This is a genomic window from Trinickia sp. NRRL B-1857, assembly GCF_050470685.1.
Taxonomy (GTDB): domain Bacteria; phylum Pseudomonadota; class Gammaproteobacteria; order Burkholderiales; family Burkholderiaceae; genus Trinickia.
Window position 1 is genome coordinate 4,302,029 of sequence record NZ_JBFLUK010000001.1, and the last position, 25,470, is coordinate 4,327,498.

Here is a 25,470-nt window from a genome sequence, read left to right on the forward strand (position 1 = left end):
GACCGATGACAGCCGTTGGAATCGAAGCGATGAACGTATTTGGCGGCACGGCCAGCCTCGACGTGGCGCAACTCGCGGCGCACAGGCGCCTCGATACGGCGCGCTTCAACAACCTCCTCATGAAGGAGAAGACGGTCGCCTTGCCGCACGAAGACCCGGTCACGTTCGCGGCCAACGCGGCCAAGCCGTTGGTCGATGCGCTTTCGCAGGAGGCCCGCGATCGGATCGAGATGGTCATCACGTGCTCGGAATCGGGCATCGACTTCGGCAAATCCATGAGCACCTACATCCATCACTACCTCGGGTTGAACCGCAATTGCCGCTTGTTTGAAATCAAACAGGCCTGCTACTCGGGAACGGTGGGGTTGCAGATGGCGATCAACTTCGTGCTCGCGCAGGTGTCGCCGGGCGCGAAAGTGCTCGTGATCGCCACCGACATTTCGCGCTATATGGTGGTGGAGGGCGGCGATGCGTTGACGCAGGATTGGTCGTTCGCCGAACCGAGCGGCGGAGCGGGCGCGGTGGCGCTGCTCGTCGGCGAAGAGCCGCGGATCCTCGATATCGACGTGGGTGCAAACGGCTACTACGGCTACGAAGTGATGGATACGTGCCGGCCCGCGCCCGATGTCGAGGCGGGCGATGCCGACTTATCGCTGCTCTCGTATTTGGATTGCTGCGAGAACGCATTCCTCGAATATCAGAAGCGCGTCGGCGACGTCGATTATGTCGGCTCGTTCAAATACCTTGCGTTTCACACGCCGTTCGGGGGGATGGTCAAAGGCGCGCACCGCACGATGATGCGCAAGCATGCGCGCGCCGCGCCGGCAGACATCGAGCAGGACTTCGAGCGGCGCGTGATGCCGGGACTCGTCTACTGCCAGCGCGTGGGCAACATCATGGGCGCCACGTTGCTGATGTCGATCGCGAGCACGATCGCGAACGGGGAGTTCGCCTCGCCCGCGCGCATTGGCTGCTTCTCCTATGGCTCGGGGTGCTGTTCGGAGTTCTACAGCGGCATCGTGCGTGCGCAGGGGCGAGCGGATCTGCGCAAGCTCGACATCGGCGCGCATCTCGACCGCCGTTACCTGTTGTCGATGCCCGAATACGAGCATCTTCTTCGCAACAACTCGCAATTGAAATTCGGCACGCGCAACGTTTCGGTGCGCGACGACATCGTCCCGGGCGCCCTACGTTCGGAGCCCGGCCGCGCTCAGCTCGTCCTACGTGAAATCAAGGAATTCCACCGTGAATACGAGTGGATCTGACGAGGTGGGCGATCGTTCGTCGATGAATATCCAACCGGAGCGGGGAGGGGACGTGCTCGCGTTCGTCAATGGCATGGTGGCCGGCTTCGTTGCGATTCCGGTGATGAATGCGTGCCGGCGGCACGGCGTGTTTCAAGCGTTTTCCGGAACGGCCGCGCCTAGCGCCGAGCAATTGATCGCCGCAACCGGTGCGCGGGACCAAGCTTTGCGCGTCGCACTCAAGCTCATGACCGATCTCGGGTGCCTCGAGTCGGACGCCGAGGGCCGTTATCGGCTCTCTTCGATCGGCGGTCAATGCATACCGTTGTTGGAGCCGGCCGGCGCGCTGTTGTCGGGCTCGATAGCGGATGTCCTGGCGCAGCCGGACGGCTCGACGTTGGCCCGTCTGTTGACGCTCGCAGAGGACGCCGAGTCTAGGGGAAGCGCGCTGGTGAGCGCAGCCGTTCTCGCGCCGCTGTTCGCGGAGGTTCGGCGTTTGGGCGGCGAGCGAGTGCTGAAAGACGGAGACGTCGGCGTGTCGGACGCCGCGCTTGCGCAGTTGCGCCGCTATTTCGAAGCGCGACGGTGGGCCGGTGACGAGCAAACCGGATTCGAAGGGCTCGATGCCGGCCGCCAGCTATTCGATGCCATGTCCGGGCTCGATGCGCTGCTTGCCTACGAGCCCGCACTGCGTAGCATCGATGCGGTGCTGTTCGATCCGGAGGCGCCTGCCCTTGCGCCGAATCCACCCGGGCACGAGGTGCTGCTCGAGCGGGTGTTGAACGTTGCAGGCGGCGAGAACGCTTATCGCGAGCAACTTGCCGCGGCCGTCGAGCTTGTCGTCGAACGGTTCGATGCGGCACCTTTGTCCGCGCAACCGAATTGGGTCGTCGATCTGCGCTGTGGCGACGGCATGTTCCTCAAACGTGCATACGAAGCGATTCGCGAAGAGACGCGGCGTGGATCGGCTTTGTCGACTCAGCCGGTTTGCATGATCGGCGTAGGCGACGACGAGCCGATGCTCGAGGCCGCGCGCCTCGTGCTTGCGGACGTGCCGCATATTCTGTTGGCGGGTCGGTTCGACGATCCGCGAGACCTGCAAGCGGCGCTTGCGGAGCGGGGCGTGAGCGCTGTCGAAAATGCGCTCTATGTGGCACCGTTTGCTTACCACGATCGTGACATGTCGGCGCCCGCCGGCGCGGGCGAAAACGTCGCGCAACTCGCCGATGCGGGCATCGAGACGCACGCATTGGTCGCGCACTTCGGCCGCTGGCGCGACGCCGTGGACGCGCATGGACTTATCGCAATCGAGACGCACGCCGTAGCGACATCGCCGAGCGGCGCCCTTGCGGCCTGTGCATTGGATGCGCTCCATGGCTTGCTTGGCCGGCGCCGGTTCGATGCGCCCGCGTTTTTGATGGCCGCCGCCGAAGCGGGACTCATGCCCGTGCGCAGTTCGTCACGGCGTTTCCCGACCGGTGGGCCAGCGGCTCTCGTCACGGTGAACCGATTCGTGGCCCGCGACTTTCGAATTCGTCATCCGTTCGAGTCGGATCTGCCCGTGCTGCGCGAATTGGATATCGCGTCATGGACCGATAAATTGGCGGCGCCGGTGCACGAGCTGCTTCGCCGCGTGCGCGAATCGAGAAGCACGCAGTTCGTCCTGGAGCGGGATGAGCGCGTGGTCGCCGCGCTCTATTCGCAACGGGTCGGCGAGCATCGTCCGCTCGATACGCCCGCAGCCCGTTTCGCGGAACTTCACGATCCGCACGGCCCGGTCGCGCATCTGCTCGGCATTTGCGTCGATCCGCAATGCCAAGGGCAGGGACTGGCCGATGAACTCATCGAGTTCGCGTTGACGTACTTCGCTTGCCGTGACGGTATCGAAAGCGTCGTCGGCATCACGCGATGTTACGGCTACGCGCAGGCCGCGGCGGGCGGCGAATCGATCGACACGTACATTCGCCGACGCGACGAGACGGGTGCGGTGCTCGATCCGATGCTGCGCTTCCACGAAGCGCATGGGGCGCGCGTGCGCCAGGTCGTGCCGGGCTTTAGGCCCGACGACGCGGAAAGCGGCGGTGCCGGCGTGTTGGTCGAATACCCGCCTTTCCGAACGCAAAGCGCGAAGCCGGCCGGCCGGCCGGACGCGCAGCCGGTGACGGCGAACGTCGACCTTGACCTCGCGAAAGCCGTTCGCGAAACGATCGAGGGCATTCTTGGTGATCGGCGCATCGACGCATACGGCCCGCTCGTTCCGTTGATGTCGATGGGATTGACGTCGTTCGAGCTGACGGATTTGCGTCGCCGGCTCGGCGCACGCGTCGGCAAGACGCTGGATGCGACGTTCTTCTTTCGGCATGGGACGCCGGCGTCGGCGATCGACGCGTTAATGCGGCAGGACGTCGATGCGATGCGGACTCGGCGCGCCGGCGCGCAGACGCACGAGAGCCGGCCAAGCGCAGTCGCGACCGTGCACGCGCCGCGGATCGACGCGAGTGCCGCGGCGCAACGCGACGCGGAGGGCATCGCAATCGTGGGTATGAGTTGCCGCTTCCCCGGCGGCGCCGATACGCCCGAACAATTCTGGTCGTTATTGGAACGAGGTGTCGACGCAATCGGCGAACGCGCGCTCGCGCGGCAGGCGTCCGGTGCTAACGACGAAGTTGTCCGACGCGGCGGCTTCCTATCGCGCATCGACGAGTTCGATGCGATGTTCTTCCGGATCTCGCCGAAAGAGGCCCAACTGATCGATCCGCAGCAACGCCTGCTGCTCGAAGCGGTGTGGGAGGCGCTTGAGCGCGGCGGCATCGCGGCCGGCACGTTGGCCGGATCGAACACCGGTGTGTTCGTCGGCATGATGCATCACGACTACGAAGTGCTGTTGCGCGAGCGGCATGCCGGTCACGAACGCACGCCGCGCTTTTCGACGGGCAACGCGGCGTCCGTCGCGGCGGGGCGGATCGCCTATTTCTTCGATTGGCACGGCCCGGCGTTGGCTGTCGATACCGCGTGCAGCTCGTCGCTCGTCGCGATTCATTTGGCCACCGAGAGCCTTCGAAACGGCAAATGCGACGTCGCCGTGGCGGCGGGTGTCAATCTATTGCTCGATGCGTCGGGGTTCGAGGCGTTCGAGGCGGCGGGCATGCTCTCGCCCGATGCCCGCTGCAAGACGTTCGATGCGTCCGCCAACGGCTATGTGCGCGCCGAGGGTTGCGGTGTGCTCGTGCTCAAGCGGCTTGCCGATGCGCAGCGCGCGGGCGACCCGATCTGCGCCGTAATCCGAGGCAGTGCGATCAATCACGACGGCGCGAGCGCTGGGCTCACGGTACCCAATCAAGGCGCCCAGCAGTCCGTGATCGAAGCGGCGCTGCACGATGCGCGAATCGCGCCATTCGAGGTGGCCTACCTAGAAGCGCACGGCACAGGCACGAGCTTGGGCGATCCCATCGAGGTTCAAGCCGCGGCGGCGGCGCTCGGCGGCGGTCGTACGGCCGAGCGCCCATTGCTGCTCGGGTCGGTCAAGACGAACGTCGGCCATCTCGAAGCCGCGGCGGGCGTGGCCGGCGTCATCAAGGTCGTGCTCTCGATGCAGCACGAGCGCATTCCCCGGCATTTGCATTTGAGCGAACTCAACCCGCGCTGCAATTGGGCGAGTCTGCCCGTGCGCGTCGCGAGCGAGGCGCAGTCCTGGCCGAGCGGAAACAAGATCGCGGGCGTCAGCAGCTTCGGGTTTAGCGGGACGAATGCACATGTCGTGCTCGAAGGATATCCGGCACCGCATCCGGCGTCCGCCTTGGCGACATCGTCGAGTTCGCGCTGGCCTGTGCTGGTGCCACTGTCGGCCCGCAATGAGGAGCGCTTGCGGGCATACGCGCGGCGGCTTGCACAGGCGATCGAGAGCGAGGACTTCGCCGAGGCCGATTTGGAGGGCATCGCCTACACGCTTCAGGTGGGGCGCGACGCAATGGATGTGCGTGCCGTCTTCACGGCCCCGTCGTTGCCCTCATTGGCCGACAAGCTCGCGCGCTTTGCCGAGCACGGGCGCGATGCGCTCGATGGCTGGTACGGCGAACGTCAACGCAACGACGATCTGCCCGCCCTCTACACGGCCGAGGGCGAGCCGTGTGACGCCTTGCGTGCCGCAATCGACGCATGGCGCGCGCAAGGCCGATGCGACGCACTCGCCGACTTGTGGACACGAGGACATTCGGTGCAATGGTCTCGTCTTTATGAATTGCCTTTGCCGCGGCGACTTTGTCTGCCGACTTATCCGTTTGCGCGTCATCGTTATTGGGTGACGCAAGACCCGGCCAACCGGAGCGGTGCCATGGATCAGCATCAGTCGCAATCGCAAAAGAAACAGCCTTCATCGCTGGCCGAACCGATCGAGATCGCCAGCCGTGCGAGCGCACCGGTTTCAGGTGTGGCAAAACCGAAGGGCGTGCAACTGCGCTCGCTCGACGCGCGCGTACACGCGGCGACACAGGAAGACCCGAAATCGCCGGTCGATAGGATCGACGCGTCGCCCGCACACGCTGAGCAACAAGAACCGGTGCAGCCGCGCGTGCCGGTGCCCGAGGTTGTGCACGCACCGGTCGTCGGTTCGGTCTCGCCCAATCGCGCCGGACCGGACCTGGCCGAGCTCGAACAGACCTTGATGGCAAGTCTTGCCGATGCGCTTTATCTCGACGTCGGCGATATCGATCCGGACCGGCCCTTCGCCGAACTCGGCCTCGACTCGATCATCGGTGTCGAGTGGATGCGCGACATCAATCGCCGCTTCGGTTTGGCTTTGAACGCAACGCTCGTCTACCAGCATCCGACACTGCGCAAGATGACTGCGCACATTGCGCAGGACTTCGACGGCGATGTCGTATCGAAGGCAGGGGAGGATGTTTCTACGATGGAGCCCGCGCCGACGCGCGTCGTCGAGCCCGCGCTAGTGGAGATCCTTCCCTTAGCGGAGCCCGACCGGGCCGCATCCGCGCCGGCTCCGGCGCCGTTGTCGCCGGTTAAGGGCTTCGAACCGGTCGACATCGCGATCGAACGCGCAGCGGAGCCTGCGCTCCGCGAGACGCGTGCAGTGGACCCGACGGTCGAGCTGCGCCGCACACCCGAAGCACAATCGCCCGCACAGACGGAAAGCCCCGTTGCGATTGCGATCGTCGGCATGTCGGGCCGGTATGCCGGTTCGCGCACGATGGACGAGTATTGGGACAACCTCGCGGCCGGACGCGACTGCGTGACGCAGATCCCTTCGTCGCGCTGGGACGTGGACGCGTATTTCGATCCCGTGCGCAAGCCCGGCAGGGTCTATTGCAAATGGCTCGGCAGTATCGACGATATCGACTGCTTCGATCCGCTGTTCTTCAACATCTCGCCGGCCGAAGCGGAACTCATGGATCCGCAGCAGCGCCTGTTCCTCGAGGAAAGCTATAAAGCGTTCGAAGACGCCGGTTACGACCCGCAGCGGCTCAGCGAATCGCGCTGCGGCGTCTACCTCGGCATCATGGGCGCGACCGAGTACGGCTGGCTCGTGCAAGAGCGTCAAGGCGCGGGCGATATCACCGGCACGAGCACGGCGATCGCCGCCGCTCGCATCGCGTACTTCCTGAACTTGAAGGGGCCGGCCGTGCCCGTCGATACGGCCTGCTCGTCGTCGCTCGTCGCAGCGCACTTGGCTTGCCAAGCCTTGCGTAGCGGGGAAATCGACCTGGCACTCGTGGGCGGCACGACGCTCTATCTGTCGGCGCAAATGTACGTCAGCATGTGCAACGCCGGCATGCTGTCGCCGCGCGGCAGATGCCATACGCTCGATAACGACGCCGATGGGTTCGTCCCGGGCGAGGGCGTGGGCGCGCTCGTGCTCAAGCGCTTAGCCGACGCCGAGCGCGACGGCGATCAGATCTACGGCGTCATCGTCGGCTCGGGTATCAATCAAGACGGCAAGACCAACGGCATCACTGCGCCGAATCTAGGCAGTCAGATCGCGCTCGAGCGCGAGGTCTATGCGCGCCATTCGATCGATCCCGAGAGCATCGGCTATGTGGAGCTGCACGGCACGGGCACCAAGCTCGGCGATCCGATCGAATTGAATGCGCTGGCCACCGTGTTCCAAGAAAAGACCGGCAAGCGCAATTACTGCGCGCTGGGGTCCGTCAAGAGCAACATCGGGCATACGTCGGCGGCCGCCGGTGTCGCGAGCGTGCAAAAGGTGTTGCTGCAAATGAAGCACGAGCAGCTTGCGCCGACGCTGCATTACCGCACGCCCAACGAACATTTCGATTTCGAGCGCTCGCCGTTTTTCGTCAGTGCTTCACTGCAACCATGGCCTGCGAGTCATGGGAAACCGCGCCGTGCCGCGGTGAGCTCGTTCGGCATCAGCGGGACCAACGCACACCTCGTGATCGAAGAATATCGGCCTCGCGCTGCCGCCCAACGCGTGCCGTCGCTCGAACCCGCGCTGATCGTGCTGTCCGCTAAGAGCCTCGATCAGTTGCAGTCGGCGGCGTCGAACCTTCGCGATGCCGTCGCCCGTATCGCCGATATCGATCTCCCCGCATTGGCCTATACGTTGCAAACGGGGCGCGCGGCCTTCGAGCAGCGGCTCGCGTTCGTCGGCCACTCTCGCGAGCAGGTGCTCGATACGCTCGACGCCTTCGTGCGGGACGCAACGACGGCGCGCGTGATGCGCGGCGAGGTCAAGCGGACGACGGAGGCCGCGTCCTTGTTCGAAGGGGAGGAGGAGTTCGACGCATTGCTGTCGAGTCTCGTGCGCAACCGCAAACTTCGCAAGTTGGGTCAGTTGTGGGTGAAGGGTGTCCCGCTCGACTGGGCACCGCTCTATGGCGCGATGCGCCCGAAGCGTTTTTCGCTGCCGACGTACCCGTTTGCGCGCGAAAGGTATTGGGTGCAGCCGACCTTGGCCGATGCGATCGGCGCCAAGGCAGCCGTGCCTGCTCAACCGGTTGCGAGCGAGAGGCTGCATCCGCTCGTCCATACGAACACCTCGACGCTGGGCCGTCAGCACTACAGCTCGCGCTTGGATAGCGATGCGTTCTACTTGCGCGATCACGTGGTCAGCGCTCGCCGCGTCGTGCCGGGCGTCGCGCAATTGGAATGGGCGCGCGCGGCGACGAGTGACGCCTTGGGGCATGCCGGCGCGATCCGCTTGGAGCAGGTGAGCTGGATTCGGCCGATGGTCGTCGACGATAGGCTCGACGTGCATATCGAACTGACGCCCGACGGACATAACCGCATCCGCTATGAGATCTATCGCGGCGCGGGCGATGCGCGGCAGGTCTATAGCCAAGGCTGGGCGGTGGCGATTGCCGAGACGGGACGCGCCGAGCCTGAACGGATCGATGTGCAGGCGTTGCGGACGCGTTGCACCGAGACGATCGACGCCGCGCAGCGCTACGCGCATTTCGAGCGCGTGGGTCTAATCTATGGGCCGACGTTTCGCGTGATGACCGAACTCGCCGCGGCGCCCGATCTGGTCGTCGCGACGTTGCAACGGCCCGACTCGGCGCCGGTGCAAGGCTATCAATGGCCGCCGAGCATGCTCGATGGCGCATTGCAGGCGGGGCTCGGGCTTATCGCGCGCGACGGCGGACTCGAGTTGCCGTTCGCGATGCAGGCGATCGAGCAATGGGCGCCGATGCCGGATACCGGCTTTTCGATCGTGCGTTGGGCGGCTGACGATAGCGCTGCCGTCCGAAAGATCGACGTCGATATCGTCGACGTCAGCGGACGTGTCGCATTGCGTGTCACGGGCTTCAGTACGCGGCCGTTGAGCGGGCCGCTCACATTGGGCGACGCGACTAAGCCCGCGGTGGAGACGAGCGCGGCCTCGCATGCGGGGGATTTGATGCTGGCGCCCGTATGGGAGGCCGTTACAGCGCCGGTCGCGGCGCGGGACGCGCTGTCCGCGCGTATGGCATGGATCGGCGAAGAGGCGGCGCGGCTCGACCGTGATGCACTGATCGAGCGCTTGAAGCGCGAAGGCGAGTTCGATCATTTGGTCTGGCAGGTACCGGTGGGCATCGGCCAAGCGGCGAGAGCTGGGCTCAGGCTCATTCAAGCGCTCGTCGCGCTCGAATACGGTGCGCGTCCGTTCGCGTTCACGGTCGTAACGCGCCAGGCGCAGGCCGTTTGGCCGCAGGAAGCGGCCGACCCCGAACATGCGGGCGTGCATGGCCTGATCGGCTCGTTGGCCAAGTCCTACCCGAAGTGGCAAGTGCGTCTGCTCGACTTGCCGCACGGCCAGGACCTCGCGCCGCTCGCGTGGCACGACCTCGAGGCCGATCCGCGCGGCGATGCGCGCGTGTGGCGCGACGGCATATGGTATCGGCAGCGCCTTGCGCGCTGCGAGTTCGGCCACGACGACTCGGCGAAGCCGGCGTTCCGCGAGGGCGGGGTCTACGTTGTGCTCGGCGGAGCCGGGGCGATCGGCATCGCGCTCAGCGAACATCTGATTCGGCGTTATCGCGCGCAAGTGGTCTGGCTCGGACGCCGGGCGCAGGACGCGACGATCTCGCGGCAGTGCGAGCGTCTTGGCGCGCTGGGTCCGGCGCCGCTCTATGTGCAAGCCGACGCGACCGATCTCGAGGCGTTGGCGCGCGCCCGTGCGCAGATTCATCGGCAATTGGGCGCCGTGCATGGGATCGTGCATTCGGCCGTCGTGCTGACCGAAACGAGCCTCGCCGCCATGGACGAGGCGACGTTCGAACTCGTCGTGTCGGCCAAGGCGGCGGCCAGTACGAATTTGGATGCCGTCTTCGGCGGCGATGCGCTCGACTTCCAAGTGTTTTTTTCATCGGCGCAGAGCTTTACGAAGACGCCGCGTCTTGGACACTACGCGGCCGGCTGCTGTTATACCGACGCGTTCGCGCACGAGTTGCGCCGGCGCCGCCCCTATCCGATCAAGGTCATGCACTGGGGCTACTGGGGCCTCAGCGGCGACGGCGCGGCACTATTCGATCAATTGATGGCGCAATCGGGTTTCGACGTGATCGACCCCGCGCGTGGCATCGGTGCGCTTGAGCGGCTGCTTACGGGCCCGGTCATGCAAGCGGCGTTCTTGAGCACGACGCATCGCCAAGGTGCACAGGCCGCGCTCGGGGTGTCCGCGCACGAGACGATCGATGCGGCATCACGCGCGCCGGTCGGCCAGATTCCCGCGACCTCGGCGGTGGCGTTGCCGGCCGGCGCGTTGCAGGCATTGGCGGAACTCGATCGCCATCTCGCGCACGCGCTCTGGGCGCATTTGGCGGCCGAAGGCTGGCTCCAGTCCGACGACGGCTTGAGCGACGGGTATCGCCGCTGGCGTCAAGCGTCGCAGCGTCTATTAGCCGAGCAAGGTATTCGCTTGAGCGACCGTATGCCGGGCCGCGATGCGCTGCTAAGCGAGTGGCGCAGCTACTGCGATCGTATGCGAGGCGATGCCACGCTGGGTGCGCAGGTGCGGATCACGGAGGCGGCTTTGCAGGTGCTGCCTGCGGTGTTGGGCGGCCAGCTCAAGGCAACGGAAGTGCTATTCCCGCAGGGGCAATTGAGCCTCGTGGAGCCGATCTACCGCAACAATCCGGTGTCGGACTATTTCAACGCAGTCCTCGCGGAAAGCCTTGAGGCGTATGTCGGCGCGCGCATTGCGCAGGAGCCGGGCGCGAAGCTGCGGATCCTGGAGATCGGAGCGGGCACGGGCGGCACGAGCGCGCGCTTGTTCGATGTGTTGGCACCGTACGCGCGAAACATCGCGCAATACGGCTATACCGATGTCTCGCCCGCATTCTTGCTGCACGGCGAGAAGGCCTTTGCGTCGAAGGCGCCTTACCTGCGCACCATGCGGCTCGATATCGAAAGTGCGCCGCAGTCGCAAGGCTTCGCGATGGGCGAGTACGACGTCGTGGTGGCGGCCAACGTTTTGCATGCGACGCGCGACATTCGCCGCACGCTGCGCCATGTCAAGGCGCTGCTCAAGCAAAACGGACTGCTCGCGCTGAACGAGGTATCGAAGGCGAGCTTGTTTACGCATGTGACGTTCGGGCTGCTCGACGGATGGTGGCTGGCCGAGGACGAAGCGTTGCGGATCCCGGGTACACCGGCGCTGAGCCCACGCGGTTGGGAGACCGTACTCACGCAGGAAGGCTTTGCCCCCGTCTATTCGCCGGCGCGCCACGGACATGACCTCGGTCAACAGATCGTAATTGCGCGCAGCGACGGCGTGATTCGCGTGCAGGACGAGCACACCCAATCCGCCGCGCCGAAAACGGTCGCGACGAACGCGGCACCGTCACGTTCGGAAAGCCTCGCGGCACCCGTATCGGCGTCGCGTCAAACGAGCGCCGCGCCTGCGGCCCCGGCCGTGATGTCCGTCGAATCGCGACAGCTCATGGTGCGATCGGCGGTGCGGGCGAGTATCGCCCAGGCGCTCAAGCTCAGCGAAGCGAAGTTGAGCGATGACGAAGCGTTTTCGAACTACGGCGTCGATTCGATCACGGGCGTTGCGTTGGTCAATACGATCAACGCGCAGCTCGGCCTCACGCTGCCGACGACCGTGCTGTTCGACTACGTGACGATCGAACAATTGAGCGCCCACGTAGCGACGGTGCATGGCGAGCAGCTACGCGTGCCGGAAGCGCCGTCGCAACGCATCGTCGAAGTTGCGACGCCGCCGGCGGCCTCCAATGCGGCGACGGATACGCCTGCCTTATCGTTTCCGTCGACTCCTTCGGAGCCCGTCACGATAACCGGCGAGCGCCAAGACGATCGCATTGCACCCAATTCGAGCGGCGTGTCATCGAACCCCACCCCAAACGCCGCCCCAAACGCCACCCCAAACGCCGGACGAACATATGAGCCGATCGCGGTGATCGGCATGAGCGGTCGGTTCGCCCGGGCCGGCAGCCTGCGCGAGCTGTGGGCCGCTTTGGCCGCCGGCGAAGACTTGATCGAGGAGGTGACGCGCTGGGATCTGTCCGCGCACTATGAGCGGCTCGACCGGCCGTACTGCCGTCATGGCGGCTTCCTTCGCGACCCTGACGCGTTCGACCCGCTGTTCTTCAGCATTTCCGGCGCGGAAGCGCGCGCGATGGACCCGCAGCAGCGGTTGTTCCTCGAAGAGGCTTGGCATGCGCTCGAGGATGCCGGCTATGCGGGCAAGGCGTTGGACGGGCATCGTTGCGGGGTGTATGTCGGTTGTACGAGCGGCGACTACATTCGGTTGCTCGACGACGACGTCCCGGCACAAGCGTTCTGGGGCAACGCCGCTTCGGTGATTCCGGCCCGGATCGCCTACTTCTTGAATTTGCAAGGTGCGGCAGTAGCCGTCGACACGGCCTGCTCGAGTTCGCTCGTCGCGCTGCATCTTGCCTGCGAGAGCCTACGCGCGGGCGAGGCCGACCTCGCGGTGACGGGTGGCGTGTTCGTGCACAGCACCGAGGCGTTTTACGTGCAGTCGGAGCGCGCCGGCATGCTGTCGCCGACGGGACGTTGCCATACGTTCGACGCCAAGGCCGACGGCTTCGTGCCGAGCGAGGGCGTGGGGGCGCTAATACTAAAGCGGCTCTCGCGCGCGCAAGCCGACGGCGACCACATCCATGCGGTGATTCACGCGTCCGGTACGAATCAAGACGGCGCGACCAATGGCATCACGGCGCCTAGCGCGCTCTCGCAGGCGCGCTTGGAGCGCGACGTCTATCGACGCTTCGGCATCGATCCGGCCGATATCCAGATGATGGAGGCCCATGGAACGGGGACGGTCCTCGGCGATCCGATCGAATTGCGCGCACTGGCGGACGCCTTCGCCTCGGGCACCGAGCGGCGCGAGCGATGTGCGCTCGGCACGATCAAGAGCAACCTCGGCCATCCCGCGGCGGCTGCCGGTATCGCGGGCGTGATGAAGGTGCTGCTCTCGCTGCGTCATCGGCAGATCCCGCCGTCGCTGCATTTTCACGAGGGCAATCCGCAGATCGACTTCGCGCGCAGCCCGTTCTTCGTGAATACGACGCTGCGTTCGTGGGACGTTCCGCCGGGACATTCGCGTTTGGCGGCAGTCAGCTCGTTCGGGTTCAGCGGCACCAACGCGCATGCGGTGATCGGCGAAGCGCCCGCACAGGTGGGGCCTGCATCGCCGCAGCGGCCCGCGTATTTGGTTGCGGTTTCGGCACGGACGGCGGCGCAACTGCGCGAGCAACTCGAACAACTGCATGCGTGGTGCAACGAAGAGCCGGTCGATATCGGTGCAATGAGTTTCACGCTACTCACCGGCCGGCGTCATATGGAGCATCGATGGGTATGCGTGGCGTCCGATCTATCAAGCGTCATCGCGGGCTTGTCCGACTGGCTCGCCCAAGGTCATGCGCCCGGTGTGAAGACTGGTGCGCGCAAGCTCGAGAAGGAGGAGGCGGTCGGGCTCGCGCGTATCGGTAGCCGGTGCATCGACGAGTGCCGCGAGGCGACGGCGCGCGACGCATGGATCGAATCGCTATCGACGCTCGCCGACCTCTATGCGCGCGGCGCGGATCTAGACTGGCCGGCGCTGTTCGCGGGACAGTCGTATCGCCGGGTGAGCCTGCCGACGTATCCGTTTGCACGCGAACGCTATTGGGCGGCGGCAAAAACGCCTCGCGTGGCGATCCGAGCGAACGAAAGTAACGGCGTCGCCGCAAAAGCCGACGTTGGAATGCCACGCCAGGCTGCTCCGCTGTGCTTCGAAGAGACGTGGCAAGCGCAGGTCCTGCAATCCGGTGGTGGGCTTAAGTTGCGAACGCTCGTGTGCCGCGTGGCCAGCGACGCGCAGCGCCAAGCGATCGCGACCGCGTTCGCTCAATGGGCGCCGCAAATCGCGCTGACCTTCGTGATTCAGGGCAGCGAGCGCGAGCGTCACGGTTCGACCGGACCGGCGATGTGCTATCGACTGGATGCCGATGCAAGCGCCGAGGCGTGCGCCGATGTATTGCGTGCGATCGGCAAGGCGCAGGGCGACATCGATGCCTTCATGTATCTGGTGGAGCCGGTCGTCCCGGCGAGCAGCCACGATATCGCCCCGCTATTGAGCTGGTTGCAGGCCGTGCCGCTCAGCGGTGTCGTGTGCAAGCGCATCGTGCTCGCAGGTCGTGCCAGCGACGACGACGGTCAAGCTTTCCTGGAGTCGTTGCTCGGCATCGAGCGCTCGTTGGGCTTGGCGATCCCGAACACGCGTGTGATCTCGGTGCTCGAGCGCACGGCCGGGGTGCGCGACCTCGCGCAATGGATCGAAACGCTGTGCGCCGAACTAACCGGCCCCGCGGAGCAAAGCGTGCTTTACCGCGATGGCTTGCGCCATGTTTGCCGCATCGAGCAGATCGACGTCGAGCTTGCTGCTCAGACGCAAGCGCTTTCGCGCGGCACCGGATTCAAGCCGGGCGGCGTTTATTGGATCACGGGCGGTGCCGGCGGCCTCGGCAGGCTCGTGGCCGAACATCTCGCGCGTAAGTATCGAGCGCGGCTCGTTTTGTCGGGACGCGGGGCATTCGACGACGCGAAAGAACGGCTGATCGATACGCTCGGCGCAATGGGCGGCGAAGCGATGTATTGCCGAGCCGACGTCGCCGACGAAGCCGCGATGAGCGATGTCTATCGCCAAGCGGTGGTGCGTTTCGGTCGCATCGACGGCGTGATCCACGCGGCGGGCATCGTTCATTCATCGCGCTTGATGGAAAAGCGCGCCGAGGATTTCTTCGACACGTTATCGCCGAAGATAGCCGGGACGCGCGTGCTCGATGCCGTCTTGCGTGACCGGCCGCTCGATTTCGTTTGCTATTTCTCGTCGGTGTCGGCCGTGATCGGCGACTTCGGCTCGGCCGATTATGCGATCGGAAATCGCTTCCAGATGGCCTATGCGCGCTTGCGCCAACGAACGAGCGGGCAAGGCGCGGCGCATGGCCGCCGGGTCGCCATCGGTTGGCCGTTGTGGCGCGAGGGCGGAATGCAAGTGGGCGATGCACAGCAAACGCGCCTGTATTTGGAAACGAGCGGTCAGCGCATGCTGGAAACCGAGGAAGGCTTGACGTTGCTCGAATTGCTACTCGCGCACGATTGCGCGCAGCCGCTCGTGATTGCCGGGCAACGCGAGCGCATCGCGGCTTTTCTGGCGCGTATTGCGGCGGCTGGGGTGCGGGCGTCGACCCCGGCGCAAGATGCCGTTGCGGGTAAGGGCTGGCGCGAGCAGATGAAGGGGCTCGACGTCGAACAATGCGTTGCATGGGATTTGGCGGATCAGACGCAGCAATTGATGCAGATACCACGCGATGCGATCGAGCCCACGACGAATCTGGTCGAATACGGTTTCGACTCGATTGCGTTGACCGACTTCGCGCGCCGATTGAGCCGGCACTACGCGCTCGACCTGCCGCCGACGCTCTTTTATAGCCATCCGAGTCTTGGCCAATTCACGGCGTATTTGTTGCAAAACCATCGCGAAGCGATGACGCGCTTCTATGCGCCAGGTGCGGACGCCGGGGTCGCCGCGTTACCGGTTGCGCCCGCGCCGATCCAAGCATCGTCGGTCGCATCCGAAGCGGTTGCGTCGATACCTATGCCGCTGCCCGCCATCGACAACGCCGAGCCGATTGCCGTGATCGGCATGAGCGGCCGTTTTCCCGGGGCGCGGACGATCGACGAGTTATGGTCGATTTTGCGCGACGGCAAAGCGGTCGTGCATGCACTGCCGCCGCAAGGGCCGCAGGGACGCCCGGGCGCCGGCGACTTTTCGGGCTACTGGCTCGGCGAGGTACCGGGCGCGACCGAGTTCGATCCGCTGTTCTTTGAAATTGCGCCGCGCGATGCCGAAGTGATGGACCCCCGGCAGCGTTTGCTGCTGCAAGAAGCGTGGCGCGCGCTCGAAGATGCCGGCTATGGCCAGGCGCATCTGCGGCGGCACACGATCGGTATGTTCGTCGGCGTCGAACACGGCGGATACGAGAGCCTTGTCGGCGGCAGCGGCGGGGTGACCTCCAACCATGACGGCGTGCTCGCGGCACGGCTAGCCTATGCGCTCGACTTGCACGGCCCGGCGATGGCGATCAACACCGCCTGCTCGTCGGGGCTCGTCGCGCTGCATGAAGCGTGTCTAAGTATCCGAGCGGGCGAGTGCGATACGGCGATCGCGGCCGGCGTGAATTTGCTCTTGGCGTCGTCGCAATTGGACGCGATGCGCCAAGCGGGCATGCTTTCGCCCACAGGGCAATGCCGCGCATTCGACCGGCACGCCGACGGCATGGTCGCAGGCGAAGCGGTCGTGGCGATCGTATTGAAGCGGCTCTCGCAAGCACAGGCCGACGGCGATCCGATTCACGGCGTCATCGTCGGTAGCGGCATCAACTACGACGGCAAGACGCAAGGGATCACGGCGCCGAGCGGTGCGGCGCAAACGCGCCTGCTGCGTACGGTCTACGATCGGCACGGGATCGATCCCGACCAGATCGACTACGTCGTGACGCACGGCACCGGGACCGTGCTCGGCGATCCGATCGAGATCAATGCGCTTACCGACGCCTTCGCGCCGTATACGCAGCGGCGCGCGTTTTGCGCGCTCACGTCGAGCAAAAGCAATCTCGGCCACACGTTGGCCGCTTCGGGGTTGGTTAGCGTGGTCGGTCTGTTGCAGGCCATGCGCCATCGTACGATTCCAGCGAGCTTGCATTGCGAGCAAGACAGCGAGCATATCGACTGGTCGCGGTCCCCGTTCTACGTGAACAAGGCGGCCAAGCCGTGGCCGGCCCGAGAGGGCGTGGGCTACGTCGGCGCGGTTAGCGCATTCGGCGTAAGTGGGACCAATGCACACGTGGTGGTGCGCGGCCATGTGGAGCAAGCGCAACCGCCGGTGACCGGGGCACAGCACGGGCCGGTGCTGCTCGTGTTGTCGGCAAAGACCGAGGAGGCGTTGAGCGAGCGCGTCGCGGATTTGCGTGCGGCGCTCGAGTCTCGCGATTGGGACGCGCAAACGCTTTTTGCGGCAAGCCACACGCTACTGAACGGCCGCCAACATTTTGCTTACCGTTGCGCCGTCGTCGCCCACGACAGGGAAGACGCACTGCGCGTGTTGCAGGCATGGGAGCAAAAGCAGGCGCGGCCGAACGTGTTTCGCGGCGTCGTAAGCCGAGAATCCGTCGCGCAAAAGGCGCTTCAAGCGTTCGGTGACGAGTTGATCGGGCGCGTGCTCGAAGCGAGGCACGCGCATGACGGTGCCGCGGTGCAAGAGGCGTTGTGCGGGCTCGCCGATCTGTATTGCCAAGGTTATGCGTTGAGTTGGGAGCGGCTGTTCGGCGAGCATCCGCCGCGGCGGATCTCGTTACCGGCGTATCCGTTCGCGCGTGAGCGCTACTGGGTGCCCGAGGGTATGCGGCAAGAGCGGTTCGTGCCGGCATCGGTGCCGATGCAGCTCCACCCCATGGTCCACCGCAATTGTTCGGATCTGAACGAGCAGCGTTACGGTACGCGATTGACCGGCGACGAGTTCTATTTGCGCGATCACGTGGTGCGAGGTGCGCGCGTCGTGCCCGGCGTGGCGCAATTGGAATGGGCACGCGCCGCCGTGAGTTTGGCGTTGGGAGGCGGCGTAGCGGATTTCGCGGTGCGCTTGGAGCAGGTCAGTTGGGTTCGGCCGTTGGTCGTCGATGGGCCGCTCGATGTCTTTATCGGCCTCGGCGAAGAGCAAGACGGACGGATCGGCTACGAGATCTATAGCGAGCAGGCGGATCAGGCCGTGGTGTTCAGCCAGGGGTGGGCCGTGGTCGTCGCCGGCGAGGGCGAGGCGCCGTCGATCGATCTCCCTGCAACCTTGGCGCAATGCGATCGCATGCTTGGCGCGGAAGAATGCTACGCGCGGTTCGATGCGATGGGCCTGGCCTACGGGCCGACCTTCCGCGTGTTGGACGACGTGCGCTCGGGCGAGGATATCGCCGTCGGCACGCTGCTCGGTATGCGAGGGGAATCGTCCGACGGCTACCAGTGGCGGCCGAACGTATTGGATGGCGCGCTGCAATCGAGCATTGCGTTGGGATGGGCCGACGATGGGCTCGCGTTGCCGTTTGCGCTCGAATCGGTGCGGCAATGGCGGCCGATCCCGCAAAACGGTTTCGCGGTGGTGCGGCGCGCTGCCGGCGATCGCGCAGCGTTGCGTCGGTGGGACGTAGAAATCGTCGACGAGCAAGGGCGCGTTGCACTGCGCTTCGGCGGCGTCAGCGCACGGCCGGTAGAGCAGGCGAATGCCGTACGAACGCTCTTGCTGGAGCCGCGTTGGCACGCGCAGGCATTGACGGCGAGCGTCGCGCCGAGCCGATATGCGGCTCATATCGTCGTGCTCTGCGAACTAGACATACCGCATGATGCCGGCGTGCAATTGGAAGGCGTGGAGTGGGTTCGACTGCAAGCGAGCGGCTCGCTCGGGCAACGCTACGAGGCGTACGCTCAACAGTTGCTGGCGGGCTTGAAAGAGTGGATCGCGCGCGCGGCCGGCGGGTCGTTGCTCGTGCAACTGGTCGTGCCTGCGCTCGGCGAGGGCGTCGTGTTCCAAGGATTGGGCGCTTTGCTGCGTAGCGCGCGGCAAGAGTATCCGCGGTTGAATGCGCAGGTGTTGCAATTGAGCGGCGGCCGTGAAGTGGCACGTCGATTGAGCGAGGAGGCCGGCGCCCACACGTTGGCGGCGCTCGTGCGAGACGGCGCATCGGGGCGTGAGGTGTGCGCATTCGAAGCGTACGGGGCCGATGCGGCAGTCGTAGCTCCGTTGGCTTGGCGCGACGGCGGCGTCTACTGGGTGACGGGCGGCCTCGGAGGGCTGGGGCGAGTCTTTGCTCAGGCCGTAGCGGAAGCGGTACGTGAACCGGTGCTCGTCTTGAGCGGCCGGGGCGTGCCGAGCGAAGAACAGGAGCGATTCCTGGCTGCGCTGCGCGAACGCGGCGCACAGGTGCAATACCGCCAGGCCGATGTCGGCGATCTCGCGGCGATGACGCGCGTGGCGAATGAAATCGTGTCGCGGTACGGCGCGATACACGGCGTGATCCATAGTGCGGGCCTGGTGCGCGACGGCTTGCTGATGCACAAGACGCAAGAACAGGCGGCGCAGGTGCTGCAACCGAAGGTGTCCGGCACCGTGGCGCTGGACCAAGCCACGCGCGACATCGCGCTCGATTGGATGGTGCTGTGTTCGTCGGCTTCGAGCGTCCTCGGCAACGTGGGCCAAGCGGACTACGCGGCAGCCAACGGCTTTCTCGATGCTTATGCCGCCTACCGAGAAACGTTGGTGGCGCAGGGGCGCCGGCATGGGCGAACCGTTTCGATCGGCTGGCCGCTGTGGGCCGAAGGCGGAATGCGTGTCGAGGAAGAGGTAGAGCGTCGCTTGCGTCGCACGCTCGGGATGCATGCATTGCCGTCGCAAGCCGGCATCGACGCGTTGCACCGGGCGCTGGCGCAAACGGCGTCGCATGTGCTCGTGTTGCACGGCGAGGGTGAGCGCCTGCTGGATCATGTGCAAGAAGCGGACAGCGCGGTGACGGACGGCATGAAGAGCGAAGCGCAGCAGGCAGCGAGCCTTGAGCCGTCGGTCAGCGACTCGACGTATTCAACGCGATCCGCGCCCGCGGCATCGAGTGCGGACGCACAAGCGCCTTCGCTGCTGGAGCCGGCGCAACGCTACTTGGCGACGTTGCTCGCGCATAGCCTGAAGCTGCCGCCGCAGCGAATCGATGCACAAGCGCCCCTCGAGCAATACGGAATCGATTCGGTCCTCGCGATCACGTTGACGCAGGATCTGGAAGATGTATTCGGTCCGTTGTCGAAGACGTTGTTCTTCGAATATCAAACCATCGCCGCTTTGACGCAATACTTCCTGCGGCATCATGGCGCTAAGCTGGCCTCGCTGTTGGCGACGCCGCCTGCGCCGGAGCGCATTGAACGTGCGGTATCCGCTGCCGCCGCGCATCGCGCAATCGCGCCGGCGCTCGCCGGCATCGGCCGCCGAGCGCGTCGTCGCCTGACGGCCGATGCGCAGCAGAGCGCGCAACCCGCGCCACCCGTGCAAGCGCAGTCCACTTCGCTCGATATCGCCATCGTGGGGTTGAGCGGCCGCTATCCGCAAGCCGATAACGTCGACGAATACTGGGCCAACCTGCTGAACGGCGTGGACTGCATCACGGAGATTCCCGAGCAACGCTGGGATTGGCGCCGCGATTTCGATGCGAACAAGGGCGCGGCGGGGAAAAGCTATAGCCGTTGGGGCGGCTTCATGAACGGGGTCGACGAATTCGACTCGCTGTTCTTCAACATCTCCCCGAAAGAAGCACAACTGATGGATCCGCAGGAGCGGTTGTTCTTGCAGTGCGCGCATGGTGCGCTGGAGGACGCGGGCTATACGCGAGCGCAGTTGGGCGAGGGCGGCGACGTCGGGGTGTTCGTCGGCGTGATGTACCTCGAATACCAGCTTTACGGTGCACAAGCGCAGGCCCTCGGCGTCGGCACGACGCTTTCGGGTAGCGCCGCGACGATCGCCAATCGCGTCTCGTACTTCGGCAACTTCCACGGGCCGAGTCTCGCCGTCGATACGGCCTGCTCGTCGTCGCTCACGGCGATTCATCTGGCGTGCCAGAGTTTGAAGCAAGGCCAATGCAAGGTGGCGATCGCGGGCGGGGTAAACGTCTCGATTCACCCGAACAAATATCTGATGCTCTCGCAAGGGCAGTTCGCGTCGAGCGATGGGCGTTGCACGAGTTTCGGCGAAGGCGGTGACGGGTATGTGCCGGGTGAGGGCGTGGGTGCGGTCGTGCTGAAGTCGTTGGCGCAGGCGCAAGCCGACGGCGACCACATCTACGGCGTGATCAAGGCCAGCGCGATCAACCACGGGGGCAAGACAAACGGTTATACGGTCCCCAATCCGCAACTGCAATCGAAGGTCATCGCCGATGCGCTGCGGCAGTCGGGCGTGCATCCGCGTGCGATCAGTTATATCGAAGCGCATGGCACCGGCACGCCGCTAGGGGATCCCATCGAAGTTGCGGGGCTGACGCAAGCGTTCGGCGCACTTACGCAAGATCGGCAGTACTGTGCGATCGGCTCGGCCAAGTCGAACGTGGGGCATTGCGAAAGCGCGGCCGGCATGGCGGGGCTGACGAAGGTGCTGTTGCAGATGAAGCATGGCCAGCTCGTGAAGAGTTTGCACAGCGATACGTTGAACCCGCATATCGACTTCAGCACGACGCCGTTTGTCGTGCAACATTCGACGCAGCAGTGGCAGCGGCCCGTACTGACGCTCGACGACGGTATCGAGCGTGAGTACCCGCTGACGGCTGGGCTCTCGTCATTCGGCGCGGGCGGCTCCAATGCGCACTTGATCGTGCAGGAGTATCGCGGGACCGAGGCGGTATCGCGTACGGGCGCTCGCCCAGCATTGATCGTGCTGTCCGCAAAGAATGAGCAGCGATTGAAGGAGCGGGCCGAGCAATTGCTCGATTTCATCGAACGCCATGGATATGGCGATGCCGAGCTCGATCGCGTCGCGTTCACGCTGCAAAGCGGACGCGAAGGCATGGAGCAACGCCTCGCGTTCGCTGCCGACACGATGGAGCAGGTGCGGCAAGCTCTCCGCGCCTATTCGCAGAGCAAGGACGGTGCGGTGTATTGCCATCGCGGCGAGGCCGTCGCGAGCCGGGACACGTTCTCGGGCCTCGTCTCCGACGATGATGCGGCGCAGCTGCTGCATAGCTGGCTCGAAAAAGGCAAGCACGACAAAGTGCTTGCGCTCTGGGTGAAGGGACTGCCCGTGGATTGGTCGCTGCTGTACGAGGGCAACCAGCCGCGTCGCATTAGCCTGCCCCCTTATCCGTTCGCGCGCGAGCGTCATTGGTTCGAACCGCTACCCGAACGTGTCGCGTCTGTCTCCGCCGCACCGCACGAGCCACGTATGCTCGTCAAGCGCTGGGAAGTCGCTATGTCGGCTGCCAAAGCAACGCCGCCGGCTCGCGTGGCCGTGCTCTTCGATTCGTCGACGCATGCACTCGCCCGGTTATTGGCGCAGCGATTGACGACGGAGCTTGCCGTCGGCGAGGTCCGCTTGCTCGACGGCGGCGCAGCGCCGGACGGCGCGGCGGGCTGCGACGGCTGGATCGATTTGATCGGCTGCGGCCAGGGCGTATTGCACGACCTCGACTGGACGACGAATCTGCGCGAATGGATCGATTCGGCGCCGCGCGAAAATCGCTTGGCGCTTTGCATCACGCGCGGGCTCGAGTCGTACCGCAACGATGTCGTCAATCTGCGCGGCGCGGATCGGGCCGGTCTCTACCGGATGCTGTCGAGCGAGTACGGACACGTGAGCTCGCGTCACGTCGACATGCCGGCCGACGCCGAGGATGCTGGGGTGGTGGCCCATATCCTGGCCGAATGCGTGGCGAGCCATGACGAAGTCCAAGCGTGCTATCGCGACGAGCGGCGTTATCGCGCCGTCTTGGAAGAACTATCGTCGGAGGACTCGCCGGCATTTGGCGCCGGATTCGATCTGTCCGACTTCCCGGCCGATCACGCGCTACTGATCACGGGCGGAACACGCGGCATCGGCTATCGCTGCGCGCAGCACTTCGTCAGCCGGTATGGCGTGCGTCGTTTGGTGCTGTGCGGACGCGAGGCATTGCCGCCGCGGGAGCAATGGGATGCGTTGCGGGACGAGGCGTCGGCAATCGGCGGCAAGATTCGCGCGGTGTTGGCGCTCGAAGCGCAAGGGGCGCAGGTAGAGGTACTTGCGGCAACGCTTTCCCACGAGATCGAGCTGACGCGCAACCTGCAACAAGCAACGGCGAAGCTCGGTCCGATCGCCGGGGTCATTCATTGCGCGGGACTCGTCGATGCGCAAGAGCCGGCCCTCGTGCGCAAGACGGTTGAAACCATGGCGAGCGTGCTCGAGCCGAAGGTAGCGGGGCTCGATACCTTGCTCGACTGTCTCGACCGCGAGCCGCTGCGCTTCGTATTGCTGTTTTCGTCGGTTAGCGCGACGGTGCCGGCGCTCGCGGTCGGGCAAAGCGACTACGCGATGGCCAATGCCTACATGGACTACGTGGCCGAGGCCTACGCACGACGGCTGCCGATCGTCAGCATCCAGTGGCCGAGCTGGAAGGAAAGCGGTATGGGCGAAAGCCGCAGTGCCGTCTATCAAGGTCTGGGTTTCTTGAGCCATTCGGACGCGGACGGATTGCGCATGCTCGACGCGATCGTCGCGCGCAAACCGAGTCCCGTAGTGCTGCCCGCGCTCGTGGACCCGCAGCGCTGGCAAAGCGCAGTCCTCATGCGGCCCCGCACGCGCCAGGTGCCGCTCGGCGGGAACAGGCAGAAGGCCCCGAAAACGCAAACACAAACGCAAACGCAAACGAACGGGGCAGCGCAGCACGATGAAGACATTGACGCAACAGTTCTGCGTTGGCTCACCGAGTTGCTTGCACGAGAACTGAAGCTCGATGCGTCGAGGGTCGATGCGCGCACGCCGCTTGCCGATTACGGCGTGGACTCGGTGATGCTCGTGCAACTGCTGAAGCCCGTCTCGGAGCGCGTAGGCGAGACGCTGGATCCGTCGATCCTGTTCGAATATCCGACGCTCTGGCAGTTTGCGCGATGGCTCGTCGAGCGGCACGCGGGCGCGTTCGCGCCTGCGGAGCAGCCGGGCGAGCAAACCGCAAAGCAACCCAAGTCGCAACCAGTGCACGCTGCGACGACGGAGCGCGTCGTCGATGTCGCGCCTGTGGCTACGAACAAGTCGCCCGAGGCGCAAGGGACCGACATCGCCGTCATCGGCATGTCGTGCAGGTTTCCGGGGGCGGACGACATTGCCGCGTTCTGGGACCTGTTGGCGCAAGGTCGCTCCGCGCTGCGGCGTGTGCCGCCCGCGCGGTGGGGGGCGCCGAGCGACTACGTTGCCGGCGTCCTCGACCGCGCGACGTACTACGACCGCGCGTTCTTTTCGATCTCGGCCGAAGATGCGCGCGCGATGGATCCGCAAGCGCTGCTCGCGCTCGAGCAAGCACTGGCGCTCTGGTATGCAGGCGGTTACCGCATGGAGGAAATCAAGGGCCGCGCGGTTGGCGTCTACCTCGGGGCGCGTGCCCAGGTGGTGGCCGACGCGCAAACGCTGCGCGGCGCGCACAACCCGATCATGGCCGTCGGCGCTAACTACATGGCGGCGAATATTTCGCGCTTCTTCGATTTGCATGGGCCGAGCGTGGTGGTCGATACGGCCTGCTCGTCGGCGCTCGTCGCGATGAATATGGCGATCCAAGCGTTGCGCGACGGCGATATCGAGTCGGCGCTGGTCGGAGGCGTCAGCTTATTCAACGGCGACAGCGCATTCCAGATGTTCGAGCAACGCGGGATCTTGAGCCGCGAGTCGTCGCTTCATCTGTTCGATGGGCGGGCGAGCGGCACCGTCCTCGGCGAAGGGGCGGGGATGGTCTGGCTCAAGACGCTCGACCAAGCGCTGCGCGACGGCGACGCGATCCATGCCGTCATACGCGGTATCGCCGTCAACAACGACGGCCGCACGGCGGGGCCGGCGGCGCCGAACTTGTCGTCGCAGAAAGAGGTTATGCAGCGCGCGCTGGCTCGCAGCGGTATCGCGCCGACGCAGGTCGAGCATATCGAGGTCAACGGCTCGGGCACCTTGGTGACCGATCTGTTGGAGTTGAAGGCGATCGAGGCCGTGTATCGAAGCGGCGCGGACGTGCCATGCGAGCTTGGCTCGGTGAAGCCGAATATCGGTCATCCCTTATGCGCCGAGGGGATCGCGAGCTTGATCAAAGGCGTGTTGACGCTGCAACGGCGGCAACGGGTCCCGTTCCTGTCTGCGACCGAGCCGATGGCGCACTACGACCTCGCGGCGTCGCCGTTCCGGTTCGCGCGCACGCTCAGCGAACGAGGCGATGCGCCCTCGATCGTCGCGGTCAATTGCTTTGCCGACGGCGGCACGAACGCACATGTAATTTTGCAGGCATGGCAAGACCCGCAGCAATGGGCCGCACGTAGAACGCCGCTTACGCCGCCCACGTTGAATCGTGTCGATTGCCGCGCGCAAGCGTCGGGCGATGGATACGCGGACGGTCGGCGGTCTGAAAGACACGAGGCGGTATCGCTCGTCGAGGCTCCGGCGACGGGCACGAGCGGGGCGCGCGGCAGCGTATGGAAGCGGGTTGTCGAGACGGTCTAGCAACGG

Annotated in this window: 2 protein-coding genes; both read left to right on the top strand. The window is 65.2% G+C overall.

Features of this window, described 5'->3' with window-relative positions; translation table 11 throughout:
• The first annotated feature begins 5 nt into the window (after window positions 1-5).
• Window positions 6-1,265: a hydroxymethylglutaryl-CoA synthase family protein gene (locus AB1286_RS19365; RefSeq protein ID WP_430364781.1), complete on the top strand. Its 1,260-nt coding sequence runs from the start codon at window positions 6-8 to the stop codon at window positions 1,263-1,265.
• Window positions 1,246-25,464 carry an SDR family NAD(P)-dependent oxidoreductase gene (locus AB1286_RS19370; RefSeq protein ID WP_430364782.1) on the top strand — a complete coding sequence of 8,073 codons (24,219 nt, stop codon included), beginning with the start codon at window positions 1,246-1,248 and terminating at the stop codon, window positions 25,462-25,464. Before AB1286_RS19365 ends, AB1286_RS19370 begins: the two co-directional genes overlap by 20 nt.
• Window positions 25,465-25,470: the final 6 nt, after the last annotated feature.